Annotated in this window: 16 protein-coding genes; 9 read left to right on the top strand and 7 right to left on the bottom strand. The window is 39.8% G+C overall.

The window, feature by feature from the left end; translation table 11 throughout:
- Positions 1 to 43 precede the first annotated feature (43 nt).
- Together DV942_RS12490 and mqnB are read right to left on the bottom strand one after the other, a co-directional pair.
- Positions 44 to 892 (bottom strand): menaquinone biosynthesis family protein, encoded by an 849-nt coding sequence (locus tag DV942_RS12490; protein WP_145857936.1) that lies wholly within the window; start codon positions 890 to 892, stop codon positions 44 to 46.
- A 118-nt stretch (positions 893 to 1010) separates the two neighbouring features.
- A complete protein-coding gene (gene mqnB, locus DV942_RS12485; RefSeq protein WP_145857934.1) occupies positions 1011 to 1634 on the bottom strand; it encodes a futalosine hydrolase in 624 nt (207 codons plus the stop codon).
- Between the two features lie 206 nt (positions 1635 to 1840).
- Here mqnB and DV942_RS12480 point away from each other — a divergent pair, with 206 nt between their 5' ends.
- The 4 genes from DV942_RS12480 to DV942_RS12465 all read left to right on the top strand — a co-directional run bounded on the left by DV942_RS12480 (position 1841) and on the right by DV942_RS12465 (position 7687).
- Positions 1841 to 2251, top strand: coding sequence for a 6-pyruvoyl trahydropterin synthase family protein (locus tag DV942_RS12480; RefSeq protein ID WP_090983578.1), 411 nt, complete (start codon positions 1841 to 1843; stop codon positions 2249 to 2251).
- A 12-nt stretch (positions 2252 to 2263) separates the two neighbouring features.
- On the top strand, positions 2264 to 2899 hold the full coding sequence (gene folE / locus DV942_RS12475; RefSeq protein WP_090983580.1) for a GTP cyclohydrolase I FolE: 636 nt from the start codon (positions 2264 to 2266) through the stop codon (positions 2897 to 2899).
- 85 nt (positions 2900 to 2984) lie between these two features.
- Positions 2985 to 3866 carry an ACP S-malonyltransferase gene (fabD, locus tag DV942_RS12470; protein ID WP_186462300.1) on the top strand — a complete coding sequence of 294 codons (882 nt, stop codon included), beginning with the start codon at positions 2985 to 2987 and terminating at the stop codon, positions 3864 to 3866.
- A gap of 89 nt (positions 3867 to 3955) precedes the next feature.
- Positions 3956 to 7687 carry a sensor histidine kinase gene (locus DV942_RS12465; RefSeq protein ID WP_145857931.1) on the top strand — a complete coding sequence of 1244 codons (3732 nt, stop codon included), beginning with the start codon at positions 3956 to 3958 and terminating at the stop codon, positions 7685 to 7687.
- A gap of 40 nt (positions 7688 to 7727) precedes the next feature.
- Here the strand turns inward: DV942_RS12465 and DV942_RS12460 are convergent, their stop codons facing one another.
- Positions 7728 to 8630 (bottom strand): hypothetical protein, encoded by a 903-nt coding sequence (locus DV942_RS12460; RefSeq protein WP_145857929.1) that lies wholly within the window; start codon positions 8628 to 8630, stop codon positions 7728 to 7730.
- Between the two features lie 203 nt (positions 8631 to 8833).
- On the opposite strand from DV942_RS12460, the gene DV942_RS12455 reads away from it, so the two are divergent.
- Positions 8834 to 10378 carry a glycoside hydrolase family 10 protein gene (locus DV942_RS12455; protein WP_145857927.1) on the top strand — a complete coding sequence of 515 codons (1545 nt, stop codon included), beginning with the start codon at positions 8834 to 8836 and terminating at the stop codon, positions 10376 to 10378.
- A 6-nt stretch (positions 10379 to 10384) separates the two neighbouring features.
- On the opposite strand, the gene DV942_RS12450 is transcribed toward DV942_RS12455, so the two are convergent.
- The 3 genes from DV942_RS12450 to nagB all read right to left on the bottom strand — a co-directional run bounded on the left by DV942_RS12450 (position 10385) and on the right by nagB (position 14740).
- Positions 10385 to 11404 carry a LacI family DNA-binding transcriptional regulator gene (locus DV942_RS12450; RefSeq protein WP_145857925.1) on the bottom strand — a complete coding sequence of 340 codons (1020 nt, stop codon included), beginning with the start codon at positions 11402 to 11404 and terminating at the stop codon, positions 10385 to 10387.
- A gap of 39 nt (positions 11405 to 11443) precedes the next feature.
- Positions 11444 to 12604, bottom strand: a complete 1161-nt coding sequence (locus DV942_RS12445) for an acyltransferase family protein (protein ID WP_145857923.1) — start codon at positions 12602 to 12604, stop codon at positions 11444 to 11446.
- A gap of 210 nt (positions 12605 to 12814) precedes the next feature.
- Positions 12815 to 14740, bottom strand: coding sequence for a glucosamine-6-phosphate deaminase (nagB, locus tag DV942_RS12440; RefSeq protein ID WP_090983594.1), 1926 nt, complete (start codon positions 14738 to 14740; stop codon positions 12815 to 12817).
- A gap of 152 nt (positions 14741 to 14892) precedes the next feature.
- Here nagB and DV942_RS12435 point away from each other — a divergent pair, with 152 nt between their 5' ends.
- Positions 14893 to 16089, top strand: coding sequence for an anhydro-N-acetylmuramic acid kinase (locus DV942_RS12435; RefSeq protein ID WP_145857921.1), 1197 nt, complete (start codon positions 14893 to 14895; stop codon positions 16087 to 16089).
- A gap of 139 nt (positions 16090 to 16228) precedes the next feature.
- On the opposite strand, the gene DV942_RS12430 is transcribed toward DV942_RS12435, so the two are convergent.
- A complete protein-coding gene (locus tag DV942_RS12430) occupies positions 16229 to 16975 on the bottom strand; it encodes a DeoR/GlpR family DNA-binding transcription regulator (RefSeq protein ID WP_145857919.1) in 747 nt (248 codons plus the stop codon).
- A 240-nt stretch (positions 16976 to 17215) separates the two neighbouring features.
- Between DV942_RS12430 and DV942_RS12425 the strand changes: the two genes are divergently transcribed.
- The 3 genes from DV942_RS12425 to DV942_RS12415 are packed head-to-tail and all read left to right on the top strand — an operon-like array spanning position 17216 to position 22737.
- Entirely contained in the window at positions 17216 to 20296 is a 3081-nt protein-coding gene (locus DV942_RS12425) for a SusC/RagA family TonB-linked outer membrane protein (RefSeq protein ID WP_145857917.1), read from the top strand.
- A gap of 8 nt (positions 20297 to 20304) precedes the next feature.
- Entirely contained in the window at positions 20305 to 21915 is a 1611-nt protein-coding gene (locus tag DV942_RS12420) for a SusD/RagB family nutrient-binding outer membrane lipoprotein (protein ID WP_145857915.1), read from the top strand.
- Between the two features lie 24 nt (positions 21916 to 21939).
- A complete protein-coding gene (locus DV942_RS12415) occupies positions 21940 to 22737 on the top strand; it encodes a DUF4397 domain-containing protein (RefSeq protein WP_145857913.1) in 798 nt (265 codons plus the stop codon).
- Positions 22738 to 22939 lie beyond the last annotated feature (202 nt).

Below are 22939 nucleotides of genomic sequence, written 5' to 3'. Positions count from 1 at the left end.
AATCAACTTTCCAAACATTAAACCTTACAACTTTTTACTCCTCTTAAATATACAGGTTCTCCTGAATAACCGGAATGATGCCGCGTTCCTGTGCCAGTTTAAACAAGGTATCAACTGCTTTACGGCCTTCTTCGCCAAGGTTGATGCTGTATTTATTTACATACAGTTCGATGTGTTTGTACATCACGCTTTCTTCCATGGCCTGCGCATGCTGGCGGATAAAATCGATGCCTGATTTTGGATGGGCAAAAGCAAACTCAACGGATTGGCGGATCAGACGGTTAACTTTTAGCTGTACCTCGCGGTCTAAATTGCGGTTAATCACAATTCCCCCTAATGGAATAGCGCAACCGGTAAGTTTTTCCCAATAATCACCCAGATCAACAATCCTGGTCAAACCCTTGTCCTGATAGGTAAACCTGTTTTCGTGGATGATCAGGCCTAAATCAATCTGCTCATTAATCAAGGCTGATTCAATTTCTGAAAACACAAGTTCTTGTTTGTTTTGCAAGTGTGGATAGGCAATTCCCAATAAGAAATTGGCGGTAGTATATTTTCCGGGTATCCCGATTTTGAGTTTATTGTTTGGCGTTTGGAGTTGAGGGTCATCTGGATCTTCAAACTGTTTTTTGCTGATCAATAAGGGGCCGACACCGAAGCCCAGGGCGCTGCCGGCATCTAATAAAGCGTACTGATTAGCTACGTAGGCAAATGCATGGAAACTTAACTTGGTAATATCTAATTCGCCCCTAAGTGCCTTTTGGTTTAGGGTTTCAACATCATCATAGTAAACCTCAAATGTTAATCCTTCCGTATCAATTTTATGGTGAATGAGCGCATCGAAAATAAATGTATCGTTAGGGCAGGGAGAAAATCCAAGTGTAAGTTTCATCTATTTATTTTTTTGTTTTCAGTTGTTAGATGGAGCCTTTTACAATTAAAATAATTATTTCAATTGTGTTTGGTTCATAAACCAAAATTAAGTACTGCGGTAAACTAATTGGTCATAATCAGTTCATTTCTCCAATAAACGAGATGGCCCAGTCGTTTAAGTTCTTAATGGCCAAACCAATTTTCCAATTGTCTTTATTTCTCGGTTCTACATAATTAGAGATGCTTCTGATCTGCAAACTTTTAATATTTAGTTGTTTACAGGCATAAAAAACAGCGGCGCCTTCCATGCTTTCAGTAGTTGGATTTAACCGGTCTATCAAATTTTTGATGCTTTTCTCACTGCCCGTTACACAGTTTACGGTAATGCCACTAACAGTGGGCAGGTTAATGTTTTCTATTGTTGTTGAAGTGTAGTGGTTCTCCCCAAAACCTAAATCTACGATGGTCAGAAATTCATCTTCATTCTCCGCACCCAATTCAGCAAAAGTATCTTCAGTAATATTTAGTACGGTACCTAAGGCGATATTACGGTCGAAACTGCCGGCGATGCCTAAATTAACCACCAGGCTATATTTAGATGAAAGGTATCTTCCCAGGGCAAAGGCTGTTGCTACCATTCCAACTCCGGTAATCAGCAGGTCAAAATTTTTACTTTCAACAAAATCAGTGTCGGGTAAATTAAAGTGCTGGTATAAGAAGGTAAGTTCAGCTTTTGTAGCCGCAACAACTAAGGTTTTCATTAAGTAAAGTTAACGAAATAAGTGGAATGTAAGGTGGATGAGGAAAACAGGACCGGTATAACCTGTGATAAAAAATGTAAAATGTAAACATGTACGATGGAATGTGAACAGATCTGGGATGAATTAGGGCAAGACATATTTACATCATCCATTATCCGCCAAACATCATCCATTTTATCCGTATATTTGTATTTTATTTTATAGTAATGATTTACATAACGAGAAAAGCATCATTTAATGCGGCGCACAAATTGGCGCGTACCGATTGGGATGATGATAGAAACAATGAAGTTTTTGGTAAATGCGCCAACCCGAACTGGCATGGCCATAACTACTGGTTATATGTTACCGTTAAGGGCGAAGTAAATCCGGAAACAGGTTTTCTGGTTGATTTAAAATGGCTGAAAGACGTAATGAATGACTATGTGGTAGACAAGGTTGATCATAAAAATTTAAATCTTGATGTGGATTTTATGAAAGGCAAACTGGCTTCGACCGAAAATCTGGCCATCGAAATCTGGAAACAGCTTTGGGGTCCGATCGAAGCTAGCGGCGCAATTCTGCATTGCGTAAAAATCTATGAAACCGAAAATAATTTTGTTGAATACTTTGGTTAAAAACCTAAATTAATGAGCAGTAAAGACATATTAAAAGGCGAATCGAGAGACGGCTATGTAAAAATAGACCGCTATAACGAAAATAAAATTGAAGCGGTAGCCTCACATTATAAAGATATTCTTAGCCAGTTGGGCGAAAACCCGGAGCGCGAAGGTTTACTAAAAACACCTGAGCGTGTGGCTAAAGCATTGCAGTATTTAACACATGGCTACGATTTAAAGCCAGATGAAATCCTAAGGTCAGCCATGTTTGAAGAGGATTACAGCCAAATGGTGGTGGTTAAGGATATTGAGGTTTATTCGATGTGCGAACACCACATGCTGCCATTTTTTGGCAAAGCACATATTGCTTATATCCCTAACGGGCATATTGTGGGTTTAAGTAAAATTCCTCGTGTGGTTGATGCTTTTGCACGTCGTTTACAGGTACAGGAACGCTTAACAAACGAAATCAGAGATTGTATCCAGAATACCCTTAGCCCGATGGGTGTGGCGGTAGTGATGGAGTGCAGGCACTTATGCATGTCTATGCGTGGAGTGCAAAAGCAAAATTCGGTCACCACAACATCGGCCTTTACGGGCACCTTTTTAAGTAACGATAAAACAAGAGCCGAGTTTTTGAGGTTAATTACCGCGAGTTTAGATTAATTGTATCAGGTAAAAAGGAATAAGTATCAAGTAAGGTATAAATAATAACGCTAGCCGCCAAACGCGATACACCAAACTAATTATAATGAAAGCATATATTTTTCCCGGACAGGGAGCACAGTTTGTAGGTATGGGTAAAGATCTTTATGAAAACCCAAAAGCTGCAGCATTATTTGAACAGGCCAACGAAATTATTGGTTTCCGCATTAGCGACATTATGTTTAGCGGAACAGATGAAGAACTTAAACAAACAAATGTAACCCAACCGGCAATTTTTTTGCATTCGGTTATTTTAGCCAAGGTTTTAGGCGATGATTTTAAACCAGATATGGTTGCGGGGCACTCGCTAGGCGAATTTTCGGCTTTGGTTGCTGCAAATGCATTGAGCTTTGAAGATGGATTAAAATTGGTTATTGCCCGCGCAAATGCCATGCAAAAAGCATGTGAGGCACAACCATCAACCATGGCAGCAATTTTGGGTTTAGCTGATGAAGTGGTTGAAAAAATCTGCGCAGAAATTGATGCCGTGGTGGTGCCAGCAAATTATAACTGCCCTGGCCAATTGGTTATTTCAGGAAGTATTGAAGGTATTGATCTGGCTTGTGCCAAATTAACGGAAGCAGGAGCAAAAAGAGCATTGAAATTGAATGTTGGTGGTGCATTTCACTCCCCTTTAATGGAACCGGCAAAAATTGAATTACAGGCTGCTATTGAAGCCACTAACATCGCATCTCCAATCTGCCCGGTTTATCAGAATGTTGATGCCAGGCCATATACAGACCCCGCTGAAATAAAAGCCAATTTAATTAAACAATTAACCGGTGCTGTGCGTTGGACACAAACAGTAGGCAACATGCTTGCAGATGGCGCAACTGAATTTGTAGAGGTTGGTCCGGGCAATGTATTGCAGGGATTGGTTAAAAAAGTAAGCCGCGAAGTACAGACAAGCAGTGCTGTTTTAGCTTAATTTATTCAAATAGAATGAAAAGTGCCAACGCCATAAACGAGAAGTTTATGGCGTTGCTTTTTATCAATATTTAATATCTTTATCCGTAGATGAAAATGAGCTTTGGTATAAAAATAAGATTTCTATTGCTTGTTTTGGGCTGTTGCCTTATTGCAACCTCTATTTCGCTAAGCAGGTTTACCACCAAAAGTGAACTGTTAGAACACGATGGAGCGGAAATCCAGCAAAACCTTTTGCTTAAAGAAAAAGCCGTACAAACATTTTTGGCCAATAAGCAGGAAGTGGCTAAAGCCAAACAGTTTCATCTGAACCCTAAAGATGCCATTGATTTCATTACAACCTATCGCGAGAGTAATGGAATAAATTTATTGACCTTTGAAAATAACCAGCTCAAGTTCTGGAGTACTTATAAAGTTTCTGAAATAGACCCGTCGACTTTAAAGGAAGGCAGTTCGGTACTGTTTTTTTATAATGGCTGGTATGAGGTCATTAAAAGTACGCAGGGCAATTTCAGTCTTGTTTTCCTGATTTCCATTCAATCACAATATCCTTTTAAAGAAACCAAGTATTTTAAGAGTGATATTGACCCTATTTTGTCCAAAACAAAAATACTAACTTTTGCCTCTTTTACAGATAAGGATGTTTATGTTATCAAAAATCTGGAAAATAAGTTTTTATTCGGATTAAAAGTAAAACCTGGTTATGCTGAAACCCATTATTCAGGTACACAATTGTGGTTGTTTGTTGCGGGCATGTTGTGCATCTGCATGTTCTTCAATTCTTTAAGTTCATTCATTGCCAGGCGTGGACATATTGTTTGGGGTACGTTTTTGCTGTTGTTTTTCTTTCTGGCTTTTCGGTTAACAGATCTGTATTATGGCTGGTTTAACCACCGGTTTACCTTAGATCTGTTTGATCCGAGGATATATGCAGATAATTTTCTGATGCCTTCGCTAGGCGATTTTCTCTTAAACGTTATCGCGCTCACCTGGCTACTCCTTTTTATGTATAACCATAAGGAACAATACAAGTTTCCGGAATGGATAAAGCGGAGTAAAACAATAGGAATTATTATCCAGGCTGTGTTAATGGTGTTGATAGGGCGGATTGTTTGGGATACAGATGATATCTTTTTTGGATTGATATTTAACTCGAAAATTAATTTTGATATCGTTAATATTCTTAAGCTTAGCGGAACAAGCTGGGTAGGTATTGTAATTTTATGTTTGGCATGGTTCCAGATTTACCTGATCACCGCTATCTCAGCAACAGTAAGCAGCCAGTTAAACGTAAGCAATAGGATGCGCGTAATTATCTTCCTGTTCGGCTTTACTGGCGTTTTTATCTACAAGTTAGTGGTAGGTTTCAATGCATTTTTTATCGTTTTTGCTCTTGTATTATTTATTGTGGCGAGGGCTGTTTATTTAAAAGAGAAGAACTTTTCAATCGGCATGTTTGCCATTGTGTTTTTCTGCCTCGCTTTCAATACATCTATTAAGTATACCAAGTATAAAGACATTAAAGAAAGAAGTTTACGTGAACCTCTGGCCAGAAAAGTGCAATCTTCTGAAGATCCGAATGCTATTGTTGCTTTAGGTACTTTAGGCAATGAAATTGTTAAAGATAGCTTTCTGACGAGCTACTTTAGTCAAAATAGGGAAGGTAATTATGCTGTGCTCAAAAATCACATTAAAGATTATTTAGATGGCTATTTAAGCCGCTACGACTATCAGATCTATCCCTATAATAAACTGGGTGCTGCAATCGAAAATGCTGATACACCTCCGATCGATAAGTATAAAAAGCTAGTGGAGGCTGGTTCAGTTAAAATAGATGGATCTAACTTTTTTTATCAGGTAAACAATACATTTGGTTATCAGGATTATTTTGGAATCATCTCAGTGGTAAACAATGGCAGTTTACTGGGTACACTGGTTATCGAACTCAGGTCCAAACCATATAATTATAATAACCGGCTGCCCGATCTTCTCGGAGATCAGAAAATGATGAAAGACGAGGATTTTAAAGGTTATTCTATTGCTTTATACAGCAATAATAAATTGCTGAACCAGTCTGGCAACTATACTTATCCTTTAGATGGAAGCATATTTAAAGGCAAAAAGGACGATTTCATCATTAATAATGATGATAAACAGCATTACAGCCATTTGATCTATAAGCCTACTGAAAGCAAAATGGTTGTGATTAGTAAAGAGAAAGTAGATTATGTAGAACGTTTGGCCGCCCTATCATTTTTCTTTTTGATATTTATCATTTTCTCCCTGGTGCTCTATGGTTTAATATGGTTAATCAAAAATCTCGATGATGATAAAGTAGGCTGGTTTAGCATCAACAGGTCTTTAATGATTAATGCCAATAAGATTTTGTATAAAACCAGAATCCAGGTATCTATTGTATTTGCTGTAGTGGCCACACTGGTTATTGTGGGTTGGGGAACCTACTACTATATGAACAATGAATATCGCGGACAGCAAGACACGATATTAAAAGATAAGATAAGAAAAGTTCAGCAGAATTTTGAAAAGCAGGTGTTCAGCAATGGTATTATTGCAAACGATGAGAATGCCGCAGCAGATTTTAATAATTTTGCCGATATCAACAATGCTGATTTAAACTTGTACGATCTGAGCGGAAACCTGATCATGACCACTTATCCCAAGCTGTATAATTATAAAATTATTGGTAAAAAAATGGGGCCAAAAGCGTTCTTTTCATTAAGTGGTCTGCACCGTTCAGAATATATTAACCCTAAGGAGAACATTGGAAGCTTAATTTACGCTGCCGCCTATGCCCCCATCAGGAATGCCCAGAACAAAACGATTGCTTATATCGGTTTGCCAAACTATTCTAACGAAGAGGAGTATAGCGATAAACTGGCACTTTTCGTAAGTAACCTGATTAATCTGTACGCGCTGGTATTTGTAGCTATTGGCGTATTGGCTGTATTTTTAGCTAATCAGATTACCAATCCTTTAACCTTCATTCAGGATAGTATCAGTAAGACCAAAATAGGGCAGAAGAACGAGCCCATAGTATGGCGGAGGCATGATGAAATTGGTTCTTTAATTAAGGAGTATAACCATATGATTGCTGCTTTGGAAGAAAGTGCAATCAAACTGGCCAGATCAGAACGGGAGAGTGCGTGGCGTGAGATGGCCAAACAAGTGGCTCATGAAATCAAGAATCCGCTAACCCCGTTAAAGTTAGGTGTTCAGTTGTTGGAAAAATCATGGAGAGAGAAAGATCCAAATTTCGAACAAAAGTTTAATAAGTTCAGCAAATCATTTATAGAACAGATTGACAGCCTCTCTAAAATTGCTTCTGAGTTTTCTAATTTCGCCAAAATGCCCGATACCAATCTGGAACGACTTTCTTTACTTCCAATTATCGAACAGGCAAGAGAAGTATTTAAAAGTACTGAAAATGTAACTATCGACGTGCAGAACAAGAGCGAAAAGGATATCATGATCCTGGCAGACCATGATCAGCTGCTAAGAACATTTAACAACCTGCTTAAAAATGCGATAGAAGCTATTGACGAAGAATCGTTATGCTGCATTACCATCATTATATATGCCGATATGAAAAATGCATATATAGAAATAAAGGACAATGGGAAAGGCATACCACCTTCACTGCAAGATAAAATATTTGTGCCGAATTTCACTACTAAGACATCGGGTACAGGCTTAGGCTTGGCTTTTGTTAAGCAGGCTGTAGAAAATGCTGGCGGTTCAGTTAAGTTTACCTCAATAAACGGTTTAGGAACAACATTCTATCTGAACTTTCCTTTGATTTAAGTTAAAATAAGGTAGATGGATTAATCTGATGGTGGATATGTTATTTCAGCTCCACTTGCGCTTTGCCCATGGTATTGCCATCAGCATATAAAATAACGGTATATATGCCCTTTATAAATGGCTTAGGATTTGTCCAATCGATAACGTAGGTGCTATCGTCATTATTGTAATTGATAAAGATAGAATGGCTGAACTGCATATCCTGTCCGTCAGCCTCAAAATGGTTTTCCTCGTTGGCAAGCAGGTTTCCTGCCGGATCAAATACCCGAAGATAAATGTTATGATGTCCTTTTTCTGCCAACTGATTAGGTACAATGTTAAAACGTACGCTTAACTTTTGGGCAGTAGACGATTTGGTAACCTCAACTTTTTTGCCGCTTGATTTTGTTCTGAAAGCAATAATTTCGGCCCATTGTAACTTTAATGCTGCGGCCGTTTTAACTTTTGCATTTAAATTGGAGTTTTCGCTCTCTAAGTTCGCAGCCTTGATACTGATGTTTCTGAGCGTATTTTGTAAGCTATCTCGGCTGTTTTTTAGGAAGATATTATCTTTCTGTAGCTGAATAATCTGATCGTTGTAGTTTTTTACAAATGTTTTCAGTTCATTAATCTTTGCATTTGCCCTGTCGATTTCGGCCTGCGTAATCTGGTTCTTTTCTAAAGCTTTCTTTAACTCTTCTATTTTTGTTCGCGCAAGCTTCTGCTCCTCAATGAGTTTTTCGTTCAAATCAAGATTCAAAGCATTAACCTTATCAAGTTCAACCTCAATCTTTTCTACTTCAAGCCGGAGTTTATCTTTTTCTGCACTAACGGTAACAAATCTTTCACTTTGCTTTCGGTCTTTAAAAAACAAGTAAGCATTTGTGCCAATTAGAGCGGCAATAACGATGACAAGGAAGTAAATTTTGTTTCTATCACCCTTATTAATCTTTTGTGGTTCCATTTAATAACACTGTATCTTCTATAAATTAATATACTTTTGTTCTCCATAGGTAAATGGGGGTACACAATTAATTTTATCAAGGCGCAAATTAAAATTTTTAATAAAGTTATAAGAGTTTTTAAAAAAAATCGTTTACTTGCTAATGTTCGATTTGTATACAAATCTACACAAACACACAACCTGAAAAAATAAGATAAGAAATAATGCTTAAAAACTTCCTATACGCACTTTTATCCTTAACTATAGTACCATATATATTAAATGCACAACCTTCATCAAAAATTGCACCAAAAAGGGAATTTAGAGGTGTTTGGGTGGCTACTGTTACCAATATAGACTGGCCGTCGAGGCCTGGGTTGACCATTGATCAGCAGAAGCAGGAGTTGATTGGTATTTTAGAAAGACATAAAAGCCAGGGAATGAATGCCATTATATTGCAGGTCAGACCCGCAGCCGATGCATTTTACGCTAAATCCAGAGAGCCCTGGAGCCAATGGTTAATGGGTAGGCAGGGCCTGGCGCCGGCACCTGGTTACGATCCGCTGGCTTTTGCTATCAAAGAAGCCCATTTCAGGGGAATGGAGCTGCATGCCTGGTTTAACCCTTACAGAGCCAGTATGAGTAGCTCGGCCGTGTTAAGCGAAAACCATGCTTATCGTAAACACCCCGACTGGTTTTTTACCTATGGTGGTAAGAAGCAGTTCGATCCGGGTATTCCGGAAGTGAGGGAATATATCGTACAGGTAATTTTAGATGTGGTAAAAGGCTATGACATTGATGGTATTCACTTCGACGATTACTTTTATCCATATAAATTAGAAGGGCAAACCATTAATGATAGCAATACTTTTAACAAATACCCTAATAATTTCTCAGACATAAAAGATTGGAGGCGCAATAATGTCGATCTGCTTATTAAACAACTTGATGATAGTATCCACAACTATAAAAAATGGGTAAAATTCGGGATCAGTCCGTTTGGTATCTGGAAAAATAAAAATGAGGATCCCGAAGGCTCTGCCACCAGCGGGCTATCTAACTATGCTGAACTTTTTGCCGATAGCCGTAAATGGGTGAGAGAAGGTTGGGTGGATTACATTAATCCTCAGATTTACTTTACGTTCACCAGAAGAGTGGCGCCTTATGGCGTTTTGGTTGACTGGTGGAGCAATAATACTTTTGGCAGACATGTTTATATCGGGCAGGGCGCTTACCTGGTAAACTCAAGGGCAGAAGCCGCATGGAGAAACCTGAGCGAAATACCGAGGCAGATTAGATATCTGAGAGAGAATAACCGCATTCAGGGCAGCGTATTTTTCAGTTCAAAATCCTTAAGTACAGTTGCTAAGGCTGTTGGGGATTCGTTAAAGAACGACTTTTATAAATACCCTGCTTTGCCGCCGCAAATGCCATGGCTGGATGAAGTTCCGCCAAACGAACCTCAGGCCTTAACTGCCGATGCATTGAGAGATGGCGTACATTTAAAATGGCAGCTTCCATTGAAGGCAAAGGATGGAGAAACAGCTTCGGGATTTGTGATTTACAGATTTGATGAAGGAGAGAAAATCTCGATACTCGACCCGAAGAACATTGTTAAAATAAGCTTTGAAGATTATCTTTCATTTATTGATACGAGTGTAGAAAGTGGAAAACGCTACAGTTATCTCGTAACGGCATTGGATCGGTTAAAGAATGAAAGCGAGCCGAGTGGGCCTGTTGGTGTAGAGATTCCGCTGGCAAAGGAATAAAAGCTTTTAGTTTTTTTTATTGGTCGATTCTCTTTCTACAACACCCGGATCAAGTACAATATGTTCCATGTTGGCGTATGGGCTTTCCTGATTAATCATTTTCAGAAACATTTTAGCACATTCCTGGCCGATTTTTGAGGCATGCTGATCAATAGTGGACAGGTTGGGTGTAATGTAAGCGGAAAAGGCTTCATTTGCGAAACCGATTACCCCTATTTTAGGTGGCGTTTCATTTATTTCTTTCAACTTTTTAATTACGCCTAACGCCGTAAAATCATCACCTGCAATAATTGCATCGGGTTTATCGCTGCTGCGCATTAATTTTCCTGCGCCAAACCGACCATCTTTAATAGATAAACCGCCAAAAATAATATGGTCTTTTATTACCGGAAGGTTATGGTCTACCAAAGCTGCTTTGTACCCTTCTAACCGATCGTTAAATATTTTAATCTGGTGGACAGTGGTTACAAATGCAATTTTTTGATAACCCTGATCTATTAAGTGTTTTGTAGCAATATAACCGGCCTTAAAATCATCGAGTGTAATGGTTGGTACTTTTAAATCGGTGTTTACACGGTCAAATAAAATCAGGGGCTTGTTTTGCTTGATAATTTCGCTAAAGTGGGCGGTATCTTCTGTTTCTAAAGACATTGAAGCCATAATACCATCTACCTGTGCTTCTAATAAAGTTCTTACGCCATTAATTTCATTTTCTACTGATTCATTAGACTGGTAGATAATCACCCGGTAGCCGCTGTCTTTCAGGCCATCCTCTATGCAGTGGATAATAGATGCAAAAAAATGTGCCTGTACACTTGGTACAATTACACCAATAATATGGGTTTTGCCGGATTTTAATGCCGATGCGAGTTTATTCGGGCTATAATTTAATTTTTTAGCCATTTCAACAACGGCTTTTCTGGTCGTATCACTTATCGCCGGAAAGCCACTGAGCGCCCGGGAAACAGTTGACACTGTAATGTCAAGCGCCTTGGCAATGTCGTATATGGTAGTTTTCTTTTTCAATTGGATAAGAGAGGGACAATCAATTATAGCATTTTTTTACTAAACCTTAATGATAATGTTTTTTTTGTACATAAAATATAATAATACATAAAAACCAAGTACATAGGTTACGGCCCAAACCAGTGAAGCATTTATCGGGCTGAAAAACGGTGTATAACAAGTCTCGTAAAACCAAACCAGGATGCCTTTTTTGGTGCCATCTGTCTTGGTAATCTGAATGAGGTTTAATACTCTTGGCATTAATCCGGCCAGAAAGAAAACTGTAATGGCATTTACACCATACACAACAAAAGGGGTAGTGAATTTTTTGTAACCCTGCACATCAATGATCCAGTAGCAGAGCGCCAATCCAATAGAGGCCAGGCCACCTGTATATAACACAAAAGAACTGGTCCATAACGATTTGTTAATCGGAAACTGGAGATCCCAGAGTAAGCCTAAAATAACTGCAGCAATTCCGGTGGTAAACAACCAGGCCACTTTTGTTGGATTATCTACATCTTTTCTGCGCATCCAAACGCCAACCAGAATGCCAAATAAACAGGTGCCTGTTGCCGGCAATGTGCTTAGAATTCCTTCAGGGTCCCAGGTTTTAGATGAAGCCCAGGTATGTGCCTCTGTTAAAATTCCACGATCAATCCAGGCCGCTAAATTTGTTTCTTTTTCCAAATTCGGGTATCCAACTCCCGGTACTGGGATAAAAGTCATTAATGCCCAGTAAACGGCAAGTACCACAATTAATGTTTTAAATATTGTTTTGTTCGAAAATTTAATGAAAATGATACTGCTGATGATGAAAACAATTCCTATTCTTTGTAAAACACCCAGTAACCTAACCGTTTTAAAAGCTTCGACAATGGTACTATCGGTTGTTAATGCACTGATGATTTTCCCGAAGATAGCTAGAAAGAAGCCCAATAAATATAGGATAATACCACGCTTAGCCGCTTTTATGATTGTTTTTTGATGTGTAGAGCGATCTGCTTTACTGTTGCTCATGGCAAAAGCGATGGAAACACCAACAATCCATAAAAAGAACGGAAAAATCAAATCGGTAGGTGTGCAGCCGTTCCATTCTGCATGCTCCAAAGGTGCATAAATGTGGCCCCAACTACCAGGGTTATTCACTAAGATCATCGCGGCTACGGTTAACCCTCTAAAAAAATCCAGAGATAGCAAGCGTTGTTTAGGTTCAGTCATGATTAGCTGGGTTTGGTTTAGCAAACTAATTTAGACTATTGTTCTTAGAATGAGAAATTACTTGCAAAGTTTAGGCGGACAGCAGTGAGCAGCAAACTTCGCAAGTCTATGGAAAATTTTCGAAGTCTTCCCACGCCCATGGCATTTGAAACTTCAGAGGATAAAAAATCCTGCTTTGAGTTCACAAAGCAGGATTGAATTATATTTTAATTAATCTTCAAATTTCCAGCGAACAAAAGCTTCCATTGCTTCGTATTCTGCTAGTCCAAGCTCGTCATAAGCTTTTGCAGTATCCCGGTTACGGTCTTCAGCCCGTTGCCAGAACTCTCTTGCGTCATCGCCAGGGAAAACCGCCCTGTCTTTCTGGCTCTGGTGTTTAAAAATCGCATATTTTTTGCGCTCAAGCTCTTGCGGAGAGATTGGAACCGCCATTTCGATTTCATGGGTTTCAAATTCATGCCATGCACCGCGATACATCCATAGCCAGCAATCCTGCGCCCAGGCTTCGGTTTTACGTAAGCGTTTCAGGGCTTCTAAAACAATTTTGAAACAAACAATATGTGTTCCGTGAGGATCTTCAAAATCACCGGCAGCATAAACCTGGTGAGGTTTTACCTGCTGCAACAGGGCTATTGTAAGTTCGATATCGGCATCGGTTACCGGGTTTTTCTGAACCTTTCCGCTTTCATAAAAAGGAAGTGCCTGAAAGTGGATGTGATCATCTTCCAGGCCGCAATATCTTGCCCCGGCAATTGCTTCACCTTTTCTGATAAGCCCTTTAACCGTCTGGATCTCAGGAGTGTCGATCTGGTTTGGTTTTTTCTGCTCAATAAAGGTTCTCATGTTGTTATAAAGCTCCTTTAACTGCGTATTGTCCATGCCCATTTTCTCGGTAAAATCTACATTAAATTCCACAAAACGAAGTGCATCGTCATCCCATACGGCAGTATTGCCTGAAGTTTGATATGCTACATGTACATTATGCCCCTGATCAACCAGGCGTAAAAAAGTACCGCCCATCGAAATCACATCATCATCCGGGTGAGGAGAGAATATAATCACATTTTTTTGAGCGGGTATGGCTCTTTCCGGACGTTGGGAGTCGTCGGCATTTGGTTTGCCACCCGGCCACCCGGTTATGGTGTGTTGTAACTTATTAAAGATATGGATGTTGATATTATAAACCGGTCCTTTTTCAGTAGCCAGTTGCGCCATACCATTATTGTTATAATCGTCTTCAGTTAATTTTAAGATTGGTTTTTTTAATGTATTGGCCAACCAGATTACTGCCTTTCGGATCAAAGCATCTGTCCATATACAATCTTTAACGAGCCATGGCGTATCAAAACGGGTAAGTTCTGAAGCTGCGGGAGCATCAAGTATAAATTCTACATGATCAGAAAGCTGAAGGTATGTTGCCGGAACTTCACCTGAAATTTCGCCTTCAACAGCTTTTTTGATAATGGAAGCTTTTTTACGGCTCCAGGCCATTAATATAATTTCTCTTGCTTTGAAAATTGTGCCGATACCCATGGTAATGGCCTTTGTTGGTACAAAAGTTTTTCCGCCAAAATCGCGTGCCGCATCCCGGCGTGTCAAGTCATCTAAAGTAACTAGGCGGGTGCCAGAATTTGGTGCAGAACCTGGCTCGTTAAACCCGATGTGACCAGTACGGCCGATTCCTAAAATCTGGATGTCAAGGCCGCCAAGATCGCCTATTTTCTTTTCATATTCCACGCAGAAAGCCGGAATATCTTCCAGTGCAAGCGTACCATCAGGGATGTGGACATTTTTTTTGTCAATATCGATATGATTGAAAAGGTTTTCGTTCATAAACGTCACATAACTCTGTGCCGCAGTTGGCGCCATTGGATAATATTCATCCAGGTTAAAAGTGATTACGTTTTTAAAACTTAAGCCCTCTTCTTTGTGCAGTCTAACCAGTTCGGCATAAACTGCAATTGGGGTAACACCTGTTGCTAAGCCCAGTACTGCAGGTGCGTTGTTTGCTTGTTTTGATTTAATGAGCTCGGCAATGCGATGTGCCACATTAATTGAAGCAATTTTTGGATTTTCGAACACGCTTACGGGTAATTTCTCGAAACGTGTCTCCTCCAGTAGATTTAATCTAGCCATTTTTTTTATATGGATTTTAATGTACGGAGCAGTAAATATAAAGAGTTATGCCCAATTTATAATAAAGGTTATTTACATTTATTGCAAGTATTTGCATAAAATCCATTAAAGGGGGTTACACAAACGTTTGATCTTTTTACGATAAAATCAATATGAACGCACAGATCCAAAAGTTATATTCTAAAGCAGGCAAGCCGGAACGGCTGATTATCGGGTTGATGAGTGGAACTTCTATGGATGGGCTGGATATTGCCCTTTGTTCGGTTAAGAAAAGTGGTGCCGAAACCGATATCAGGGTTTTAAAATTTAAAACAGGTGATTATACCACTGATTTCAGGGCGAAAATAAAAGCCATATTTTCTAAAAAGGAAGTTGATTTACAATTGGTTTGCCTGATGAACGAGTACATTGCAAATACCCATGCCCAATTAATCAATGAAGCCTTAAAGGAATGGGGGTATAAAAACGATGACATCGATTTTATTGCCAGCCATGGACAAACTATTTTCCACGCACCAAAATCTTTGCACCAACTGGCCGATTATCCTAATGGTACGTTACAGATTGGAGATGGCGACCACATAGCCATTAAAACCGGGATTATTACCCTATCTGATTTTAGGCAGAAACATTTGGCTGCAGGTGGTGAAGGTGCTCCTTTGGCTGTTTATGGTGATTATCTGATGTTTTCAAAAGCGGGGGAAGATCGGGTAATGTTAAATATTGGAGGAATAGCAAATTTCACGTACCTGCCCGGGAGCACCGATGCCAGCGAAATTTTTTCGACAGATGTTGGGCCAGGTAATACGTTGATGGATCAGTATATGCAACAACAGTTTAATCAATTTTATGATAAGCACGCGGCTGTTGCCCGGAGCGGTCATTCAAATCCCGGCCTATTGGCGGCATTACTTGATTGTGAATTCCTCATGTTGGATTTTCCTAAAACTACCGGGCCGGAATTATTTAACCTGGAATATTTGGCAAAGGCGCAAGAAAAATCTGCAACAACGCATTTAGGTCAGGAGGATGTAATGGCTACCCTGTGTCATTTTTCCGCAGAAGCCATTTCCAATGCGATAAAACGTTGTTTTGGAGCGGACGCCACGGTGCAGGTATTTATGAGCGGGGGCGGGATGCACAATCCGCTGCTTGTTCAGCTTCTTCAAATCAAGCTGCCATTTTGCAGCTTCTTAAGCACTGAAGATCTTAATATTAATCCTGATGCAAAAGAGGCTGTTTTATTCGCTGTTCTGGCCAATGAAACGCTATGCGGTAAGCCGATTGATTTCGGTAACCGGCAAAGTGTGCCATCGGTTTGCATGGGTAAAATCAGTTTGCCAAAGTAGTTTTTCGGAATGTTTTTCAGCATCTTAGTATCCATTCGAAAGGTGAGCTGACACTCACATTGGCACCTTGTACTTTCAGTGGTTTTGACTTCCAATCATTTCAACTGTCGGCCAGATCAGGAAAAGATGGAAAATTAAGTTATAAAATATTCAGCTCCTTTTCGCGGTAGGTCGAAAGCGATTCATGATCTATATCCAGCTCGGTAATCAAATAACTAATGCTTTCTATCGGACAAACTCTTAAGCGTAAAGCAATGTTGAGTTTTTCTGAAATGCAAAGTACTACTGTTTTTTTTGCACAGGCCAACATGGCTTTTTTAAGTTGGTTAATTTCCCAGTAGGTGTCGGTTAAGCCTTCTTCAGGGTGGATGGCACTTGTTCCCATCAGGCATAAATCGGCCTTAATTTCCGATAGTTGAGTAATTACCTGTCCACCGTAGGTTATCTGCGAATTTTTTGAAAACAGCCCGCCAATCAAAATCACTTCAATATTGTTGTATTTCGCCAGTTCTACAGCAACGAGCGGACTAATGGTAAAGAAAGTGGCTGATAAGCCTTGTGGCAGCAGCTTTACAAATTCTAAAATTGTTGTTCCGCCGCCTGTTAAAATCACCATGCCATCCTTGATCAGGCGAACAGCTTTTTTGCCGATAGCAATTTTACTATCGCGGGCGTATACCGTACTGTCATCAAAAGAACTATGATACGACTTAGATAATGCTCCTCCATGAACCTTATAGAGCAGGTTTTCGTCAACAAGTTCCTGTAAATCCCTTCTGATGGTATCTTCTGAAACATTGAGCTGCTGCACCAAATCGGAAGTTAACACGCGGTTGTGCAAATTAATCTGTCGCATGATGAAGTCGTGGCGTTCTTTTTTTAGCATAGTGATGTTTGGCTTAAGCGAAAGTATAAAAGATTTTTAGATTTTCTATATGCTGCGCGTTTTTGCGTGTTTTTGCAACAAAATATGGTTCGTTTATAAGAAAAATCTTCCCTATTTGTTTTTTATATCAAAAACATTCATCATATTTACTTAACTAACTCAAAAATGCGTGAATATGCGTTTTTTGAAAGCCGAAAACAAACAACAACTTCAGTAACCAAACTTTCTTATTAACTAATTATGATGAAAAAACTACTTTTTAGTTTTATCGGTGTCATTATGCTGTCTGCACAAATCTTCGCACAGCAGATAATCACAGGTAAGGTAAGCGCTTCTGATGGACCTATTCCGGGTGTTTCCATCCGCGTAAAGGGGAGCAATACCGTTTCACAGACCAACGGTACAGGAAATTATTCTATACAAGCATCTAAAACAGATGTATTGGTGTTTTCTTACGTTGGGTATAAAACTATAGAGCGGGTTGTAGGCGCAAACACAACGATTAACGTTATGCTTGCTTCCGATGCCAGCAATTTGAACGAGGTGGTGGTTACCGCCTACGGGATTGATCGTGATGCTAAATCATTAGGTTACTCTACTCCAAAAGTTTCAGGAGCAGAAGTAGCAGAAACCCAACGGAATGACTTTTTTGGCGGTTTACAGGGCCGGGTCCCGGGTTTGTCGATCAACAGCACCAACGGAAATCCTGGTTCTTCTGCACAGATTGTTTTGCGGGGCTTCGTTTCTATAAGTGGCGATAACAACGCACTTATCGTTGTAGATGGGGTTCCGATTAATAACAGTACATTAAATCAAACCAGAGAACTTGTATCGGGTGCAGCAAACAGGGATCAGGATTATTCCAACAGGGGGATGGATATCAACCCCAATGATATTGAAAGTTACGTGATCATGAAAGGTCCGGAGGCAACTGCATTATATGGAAGCGCTGGTGCCAGTGGCGCCATTTTAATTACGACAAAAAAAGGTAAAGCAGGGCGTGGAGCGATCAACTACAACAATTCTTTCAGGGTGGAACAGTTGAATAAATTCCCTGAAATACAGACCAAGTACAATACCGGGGCTTCTAACGGCGTTTATGATGGCGGTTCATCTAACTTTTTCGGTCCTGCATTTTTGCCTAATACACCACTTTACGACAATATCCACAATTTTTTTGAAACAGGTTTTACGCAAAAACACAATTTGTCGTTTGAAGGCGGAACTGATAAATTCTCTTACCGCTGGTCTAATGAATATACCGATTCAAAAGGAACAATCCCTACAACCAGTTACAGCCGGATTTCCTCAAGGGTAACCGCAGTTGGGGCCATTTCTCCGATTTTAAAACTAACCACCACCTTCAATTACATCAATTCCAATAACGATAAGGCTAATAAAGGTACTAATGGTTCACTCCTGCAGTTGATGCGTTTTAGTTCGGCTTATAATGTTCAAGATTATCAGGATGCTAACGGAAACCGGATTTTACACCTGGCGAGTATTTACTCAGAATTTGATAATCCCCTTTGGGACGTAGCAAAAAACATAAATAACGATAAAGTTAACCGTTTAATTGCCAATACCAATGTAGAGCTGACTCCTTTAAAATGGTTACGTATCAATGGTATCATCGGCGCCGATATTGCAAACACGAAAGGATTGTCAGTATATCATGCCCAATCTTACCGTGGTTCAGGTTCTGCTGCCGCTCCAACAGGTGGTACGGTAATGACTTATGGCCAGCTGGCGAAAATATTTAATGGGTCTTTAACGGTTTCAGCCAAACATAAATTTGGTGATTTTAACAATACCTATGTAATCGGTGCTACATTTAATGATTATAATTCTGCTACTGATTCTCAGCGTGGAACGAACATGTATGATCCTAATTTTTACAGCATCAACAACACCCTGCCTTCTACGCAGCGTACTTTAACATATGTAAACCGCTACCGTACCGTGGGCGCTTTTGCGCAGGCCATTATGGGGTATAAAACTTTGTTGTATTTAACTTTGTCAGGCAGGATTGACGGTGCTTCACGCTTAATGCCAAACAATCCATATTTTGCTTATCCTTCTGCAAGTTTGGCTTTTAATTTTAGTGATCTTGCCAGTGTAAAAACTGCTTTGCCCTGGTTAGATAATGGTAAGTTGAGGGCTTCTTATGCCTTAACCGGTAAAGAACCCTGGAGAGAATATTCTACAGGTACAAACTATGAGGCCAAAAGATTTACTGGTGGTGGTTATGCCTATTCGTACTATGGCGGCAATCCAAACTTAAAACCAGAGGTGTCAGAAAATTTTGAAATCGGTACAGAAATGCAGTTTCTTAAAAACCGCATCGGACTGGATTTTAACTATTACAACCTTTTGAGTAAAGATCAGATCATTAATCCGCGTTTAAGTTATGGTACAGGTTTTGTTTTAGAGATGATGAACGGGGGGACTGTACGTAACCGGGGTATTGAAGTGCAGTTAACCGGCACTCCGATCAAGGGAAAGGATTTTAACTGGAATACTACTTTAAACTTTACCCGTAACCGTGGTGTGGTATTATCGCTGGCGAATGAACTTCCAGAGCTTTATGAGTCTGATACCTGGGTAGTGGGTGATATTAGAAGCGCAGTGCATCCGGGCTACAGCACAGGTGCAATCAGTGGTACCAGGTTTGCCCGTAATGATAGGGGCGATATCCTGATCAATCCTTCTTCTGGTTTGCCATCAGTTACTGACACCCAGTTTTATCCAATCGGCGACAGAAATCCAAAATTCACTTTAGGTTTTGTAAACAGATTTAGTTATAAAGGCTTTAACCTATCTTTCCTATGGGATTTCAGATATGGTGGCGATGTGGTTAATGGTACTGAATATGCTTCTTACATAAAAGGAATCAGTGTTAAGACATTGGACAGGGAAGTGCCAAGGATTATCAAAGGTGTACTGAATGATGGTTTGCAGAATACCGCTAACCCAACGGTTAATAACATTGCGGTGACGCCATATTATGCCTCTAACTATTATTCTTTAAACGTTGCGCCAGAGATGTTTGTAGAGAAGAATATTAATACGATCCGTTTAAGGGATGTTACTTTGGCTTACGATTTTCCTCCTTCATTGGTTAAGCGTATCGGGTTTATTCAAAGCTTTGGTGCCTTTCTTACCTTGACCGATTCAATTCTGATCACCAATTATTCTGGTGGCGATCCAGAAAGTAATTCCAACTCACCAGGTGTGGGAGGTATCGGAGGTTACGGTATCGATTATGGCAATGTAGGTAAGCCGATTGGTTTTAACGTAGGATTTAGGGTTAAATTATAGTGAATAATATGAAAAGATTATATAGATTGTATATTGCTGCGGCAGTATTATTAACGGTTGGAGGATGTAAAAAATACCTCGATATCAATACCAATCCTGCCGTGCCACAAACCAGCAAAGCGGAATTGCTGCTTCCGCCAATTTTATTCCAAATGACAAATGGAACGTCGCAGGATTATCGTTTGCTGTGGAAGTTTACACAGAACATGATCGGTGCCTCAACAGATATCGCATCGCTTTATCCCGAAAAACACTCTTTTGTGGCCAATAGTGATAATGGAGGTGTGATCTGGCGGATGACTTATGTAGATCTTGGCTTGAATCTCGAGAACCTGATTAATGATGCCGTAACCAACCAGAAATATGAATACGCGGCAATTGGTTATGCCATTAAAGCCTGGGCATATCAACAAACTACCGATCTGCATGGGCCGATTATTTTAGATGAGGCTTTTACGCCCGGAATGTTAAAATTTCCTTATCACGACCAGCCGGAGGTGTACGCAAAAGTCCGTTTCTATTGCGAACAATCGCTAAAATATTCTATGATGAAAAGTCCATTGAATTATGCTACACAATTGGCCAGTGTTACCGGAGATGGGATTTATAAAGGAGATATGGCCAAATGGCGCAAATTCGTTTATGCCATTTATGCATTGCAATATAGCCATTTGATTAATAAGCCGGAGTTTAAAACCATGTATGCTGACAGCGTAGTGAAGTATGTCAACTTATCTTTCGCTAACGAGTCCGAATCTGCAACAGTATATTTTTCAGCCGCTAGTCAGGATGATACCAATCCTTTTGGCCCTACATTAGGCTATATTAACACTTCCGGAGCAACTGCTACTTATTACGGGAGGATTTCTACTACGATCTTAAATTATCTTGCCGGCGGAGTGAAGGGGACGCCTACGGTAAACCCAACAAGTTCGCTTGACCCGCGTTTAAGTAGGATGTTACCTGCAAGTACAGCTACTGCTACTTTGGGCAGGTACATTGCCGGAGTGCCAACCCAGGGCAGCAGTACATCTGCACTGCCAATTGTTTTCGGATCAATCCCTTCAGGCGCTACTATTTATAACGGAAAATATATTTTTGCCGATGCTGCCAGGTATCCAATCATGACTTATTCGCAATTGCGATTTGCAAAGGCAGAGGCTTTGTTTCTGCAGGGCAAAATTGCCGATGCCTATACTGCATATAGAGAAGGTATTACAGGTCATATGATTTTTTGCAATACTTATGGCCGTTCTTCCAAAACACCCGATCCAATAATTACAGATGCGGAGATCAATACCTATTTAACGTCTGCCGAAGTGGCGCAGAGTGCAGCTACCTTAACCTTGGCCGATATTATGGGGCAAAAATATATCACGCAATGGGGATGGGCCGGCTTAGAGCAGTGGACTGATCTCCGGAAATACCATTACGATGCTAATGTTTTTCGACAGTTTTATCAAATTCCTACTGCAGATCTTTTATTGGGCGGTAAATATGCCTACCGTTTTAGACCTCGTTATAACTCAGAATATGTCTGGAATGCCGAAGAACTCAGAAAGTGGGGTGGTTTAGAACCTGATTATATGACTAAAGAAACCTGGTTTAGCCAGCCATAACATTTAATTTTAAAGTATAACAACATGAAGATATTTTCTAACTTATTCACCGCTCTGTTCATTGCCATGGCTTTGACGGGTTGTACTAAAAATGTACTCGATTATGGTGATACCGAAAAGTTGACTAGCGATCAGGCATTGTTAAAAGTAAATTATGCCTCTTATTATTATAACAATAGAGCAATAGCCATTAAAATTAACGACAAAAGGGTAAGTAGTGTGATTACTGCACGTACGCCCTTCCCTGGTGGCGGTTACAATACTGGAGGAAGTTCAACTGCCGATTTTCTGGCAGTAACTCCTGGAAACTTAAAACTGTCTATCATTCTTCCTAAAAAGAAAGATGATGGTACAGATTCGCTGGTACTGTATAGTGCAACTTTTCAGATCCAGGCAGGTAAAAATTATGTTGCCCACATTACAGATACTGCGGCCTTTACTAAAAATGTGTTAACTGAGGAGAGTTTTGTGAGGCCGGATACAGCCTATTGTAAGTACCGTTTTATTAACCTGATGCCTAATGTTCCTTCAGTAGATCTTTATTATGGAACGAGTGCTTCAGATAACACAAAAGACTCACTTATTGCAGGCAATGTAAACTATTTAAGTATCAGCAATGAAATTAAATTAAGGTCAGCACAGTCAAAAACCTGGAAAATCAGACCGGCCGGGGCAGCTGTAACCACTGCAACAGTTTTAGCTAATTACACCAGTGCAAGCACATTCTTAAATCAACGGGTATATACCATTTTTGCCAGTGGCTACAGTGGCATTACGACTGCGCCGCGGCGGCCATACGTATCCTTTTTTCTGATTAGATAGTTTTCTCTTTGTTTTAATTTAAGCCGCCGCTAGTATAGTAGGCGGCTTTTTTGGTAAAATTTAAAAAAAAATTAAAATGAGATTAAATTCATTTCATTGCGCTTTTATGCGGTTTTTTGCAACAATATCAAACTAATTACAAAGTTAATGCCCTAAATATTTATAAATAAGTGAAAAACAATTATCATATTTACTTTCGATT

Source organism: Pedobacter suwonensis (assembly GCF_007833675.1).
Lineage (GTDB): Bacteria > Bacteroidota > Bacteroidia > Sphingobacteriales > Sphingobacteriaceae > Pedobacter > Pedobacter suwonensis.
Note: the sequence above shows the minus strand (reverse complement) of the source record. Positions and strands in the feature narration are given on the sequence as shown.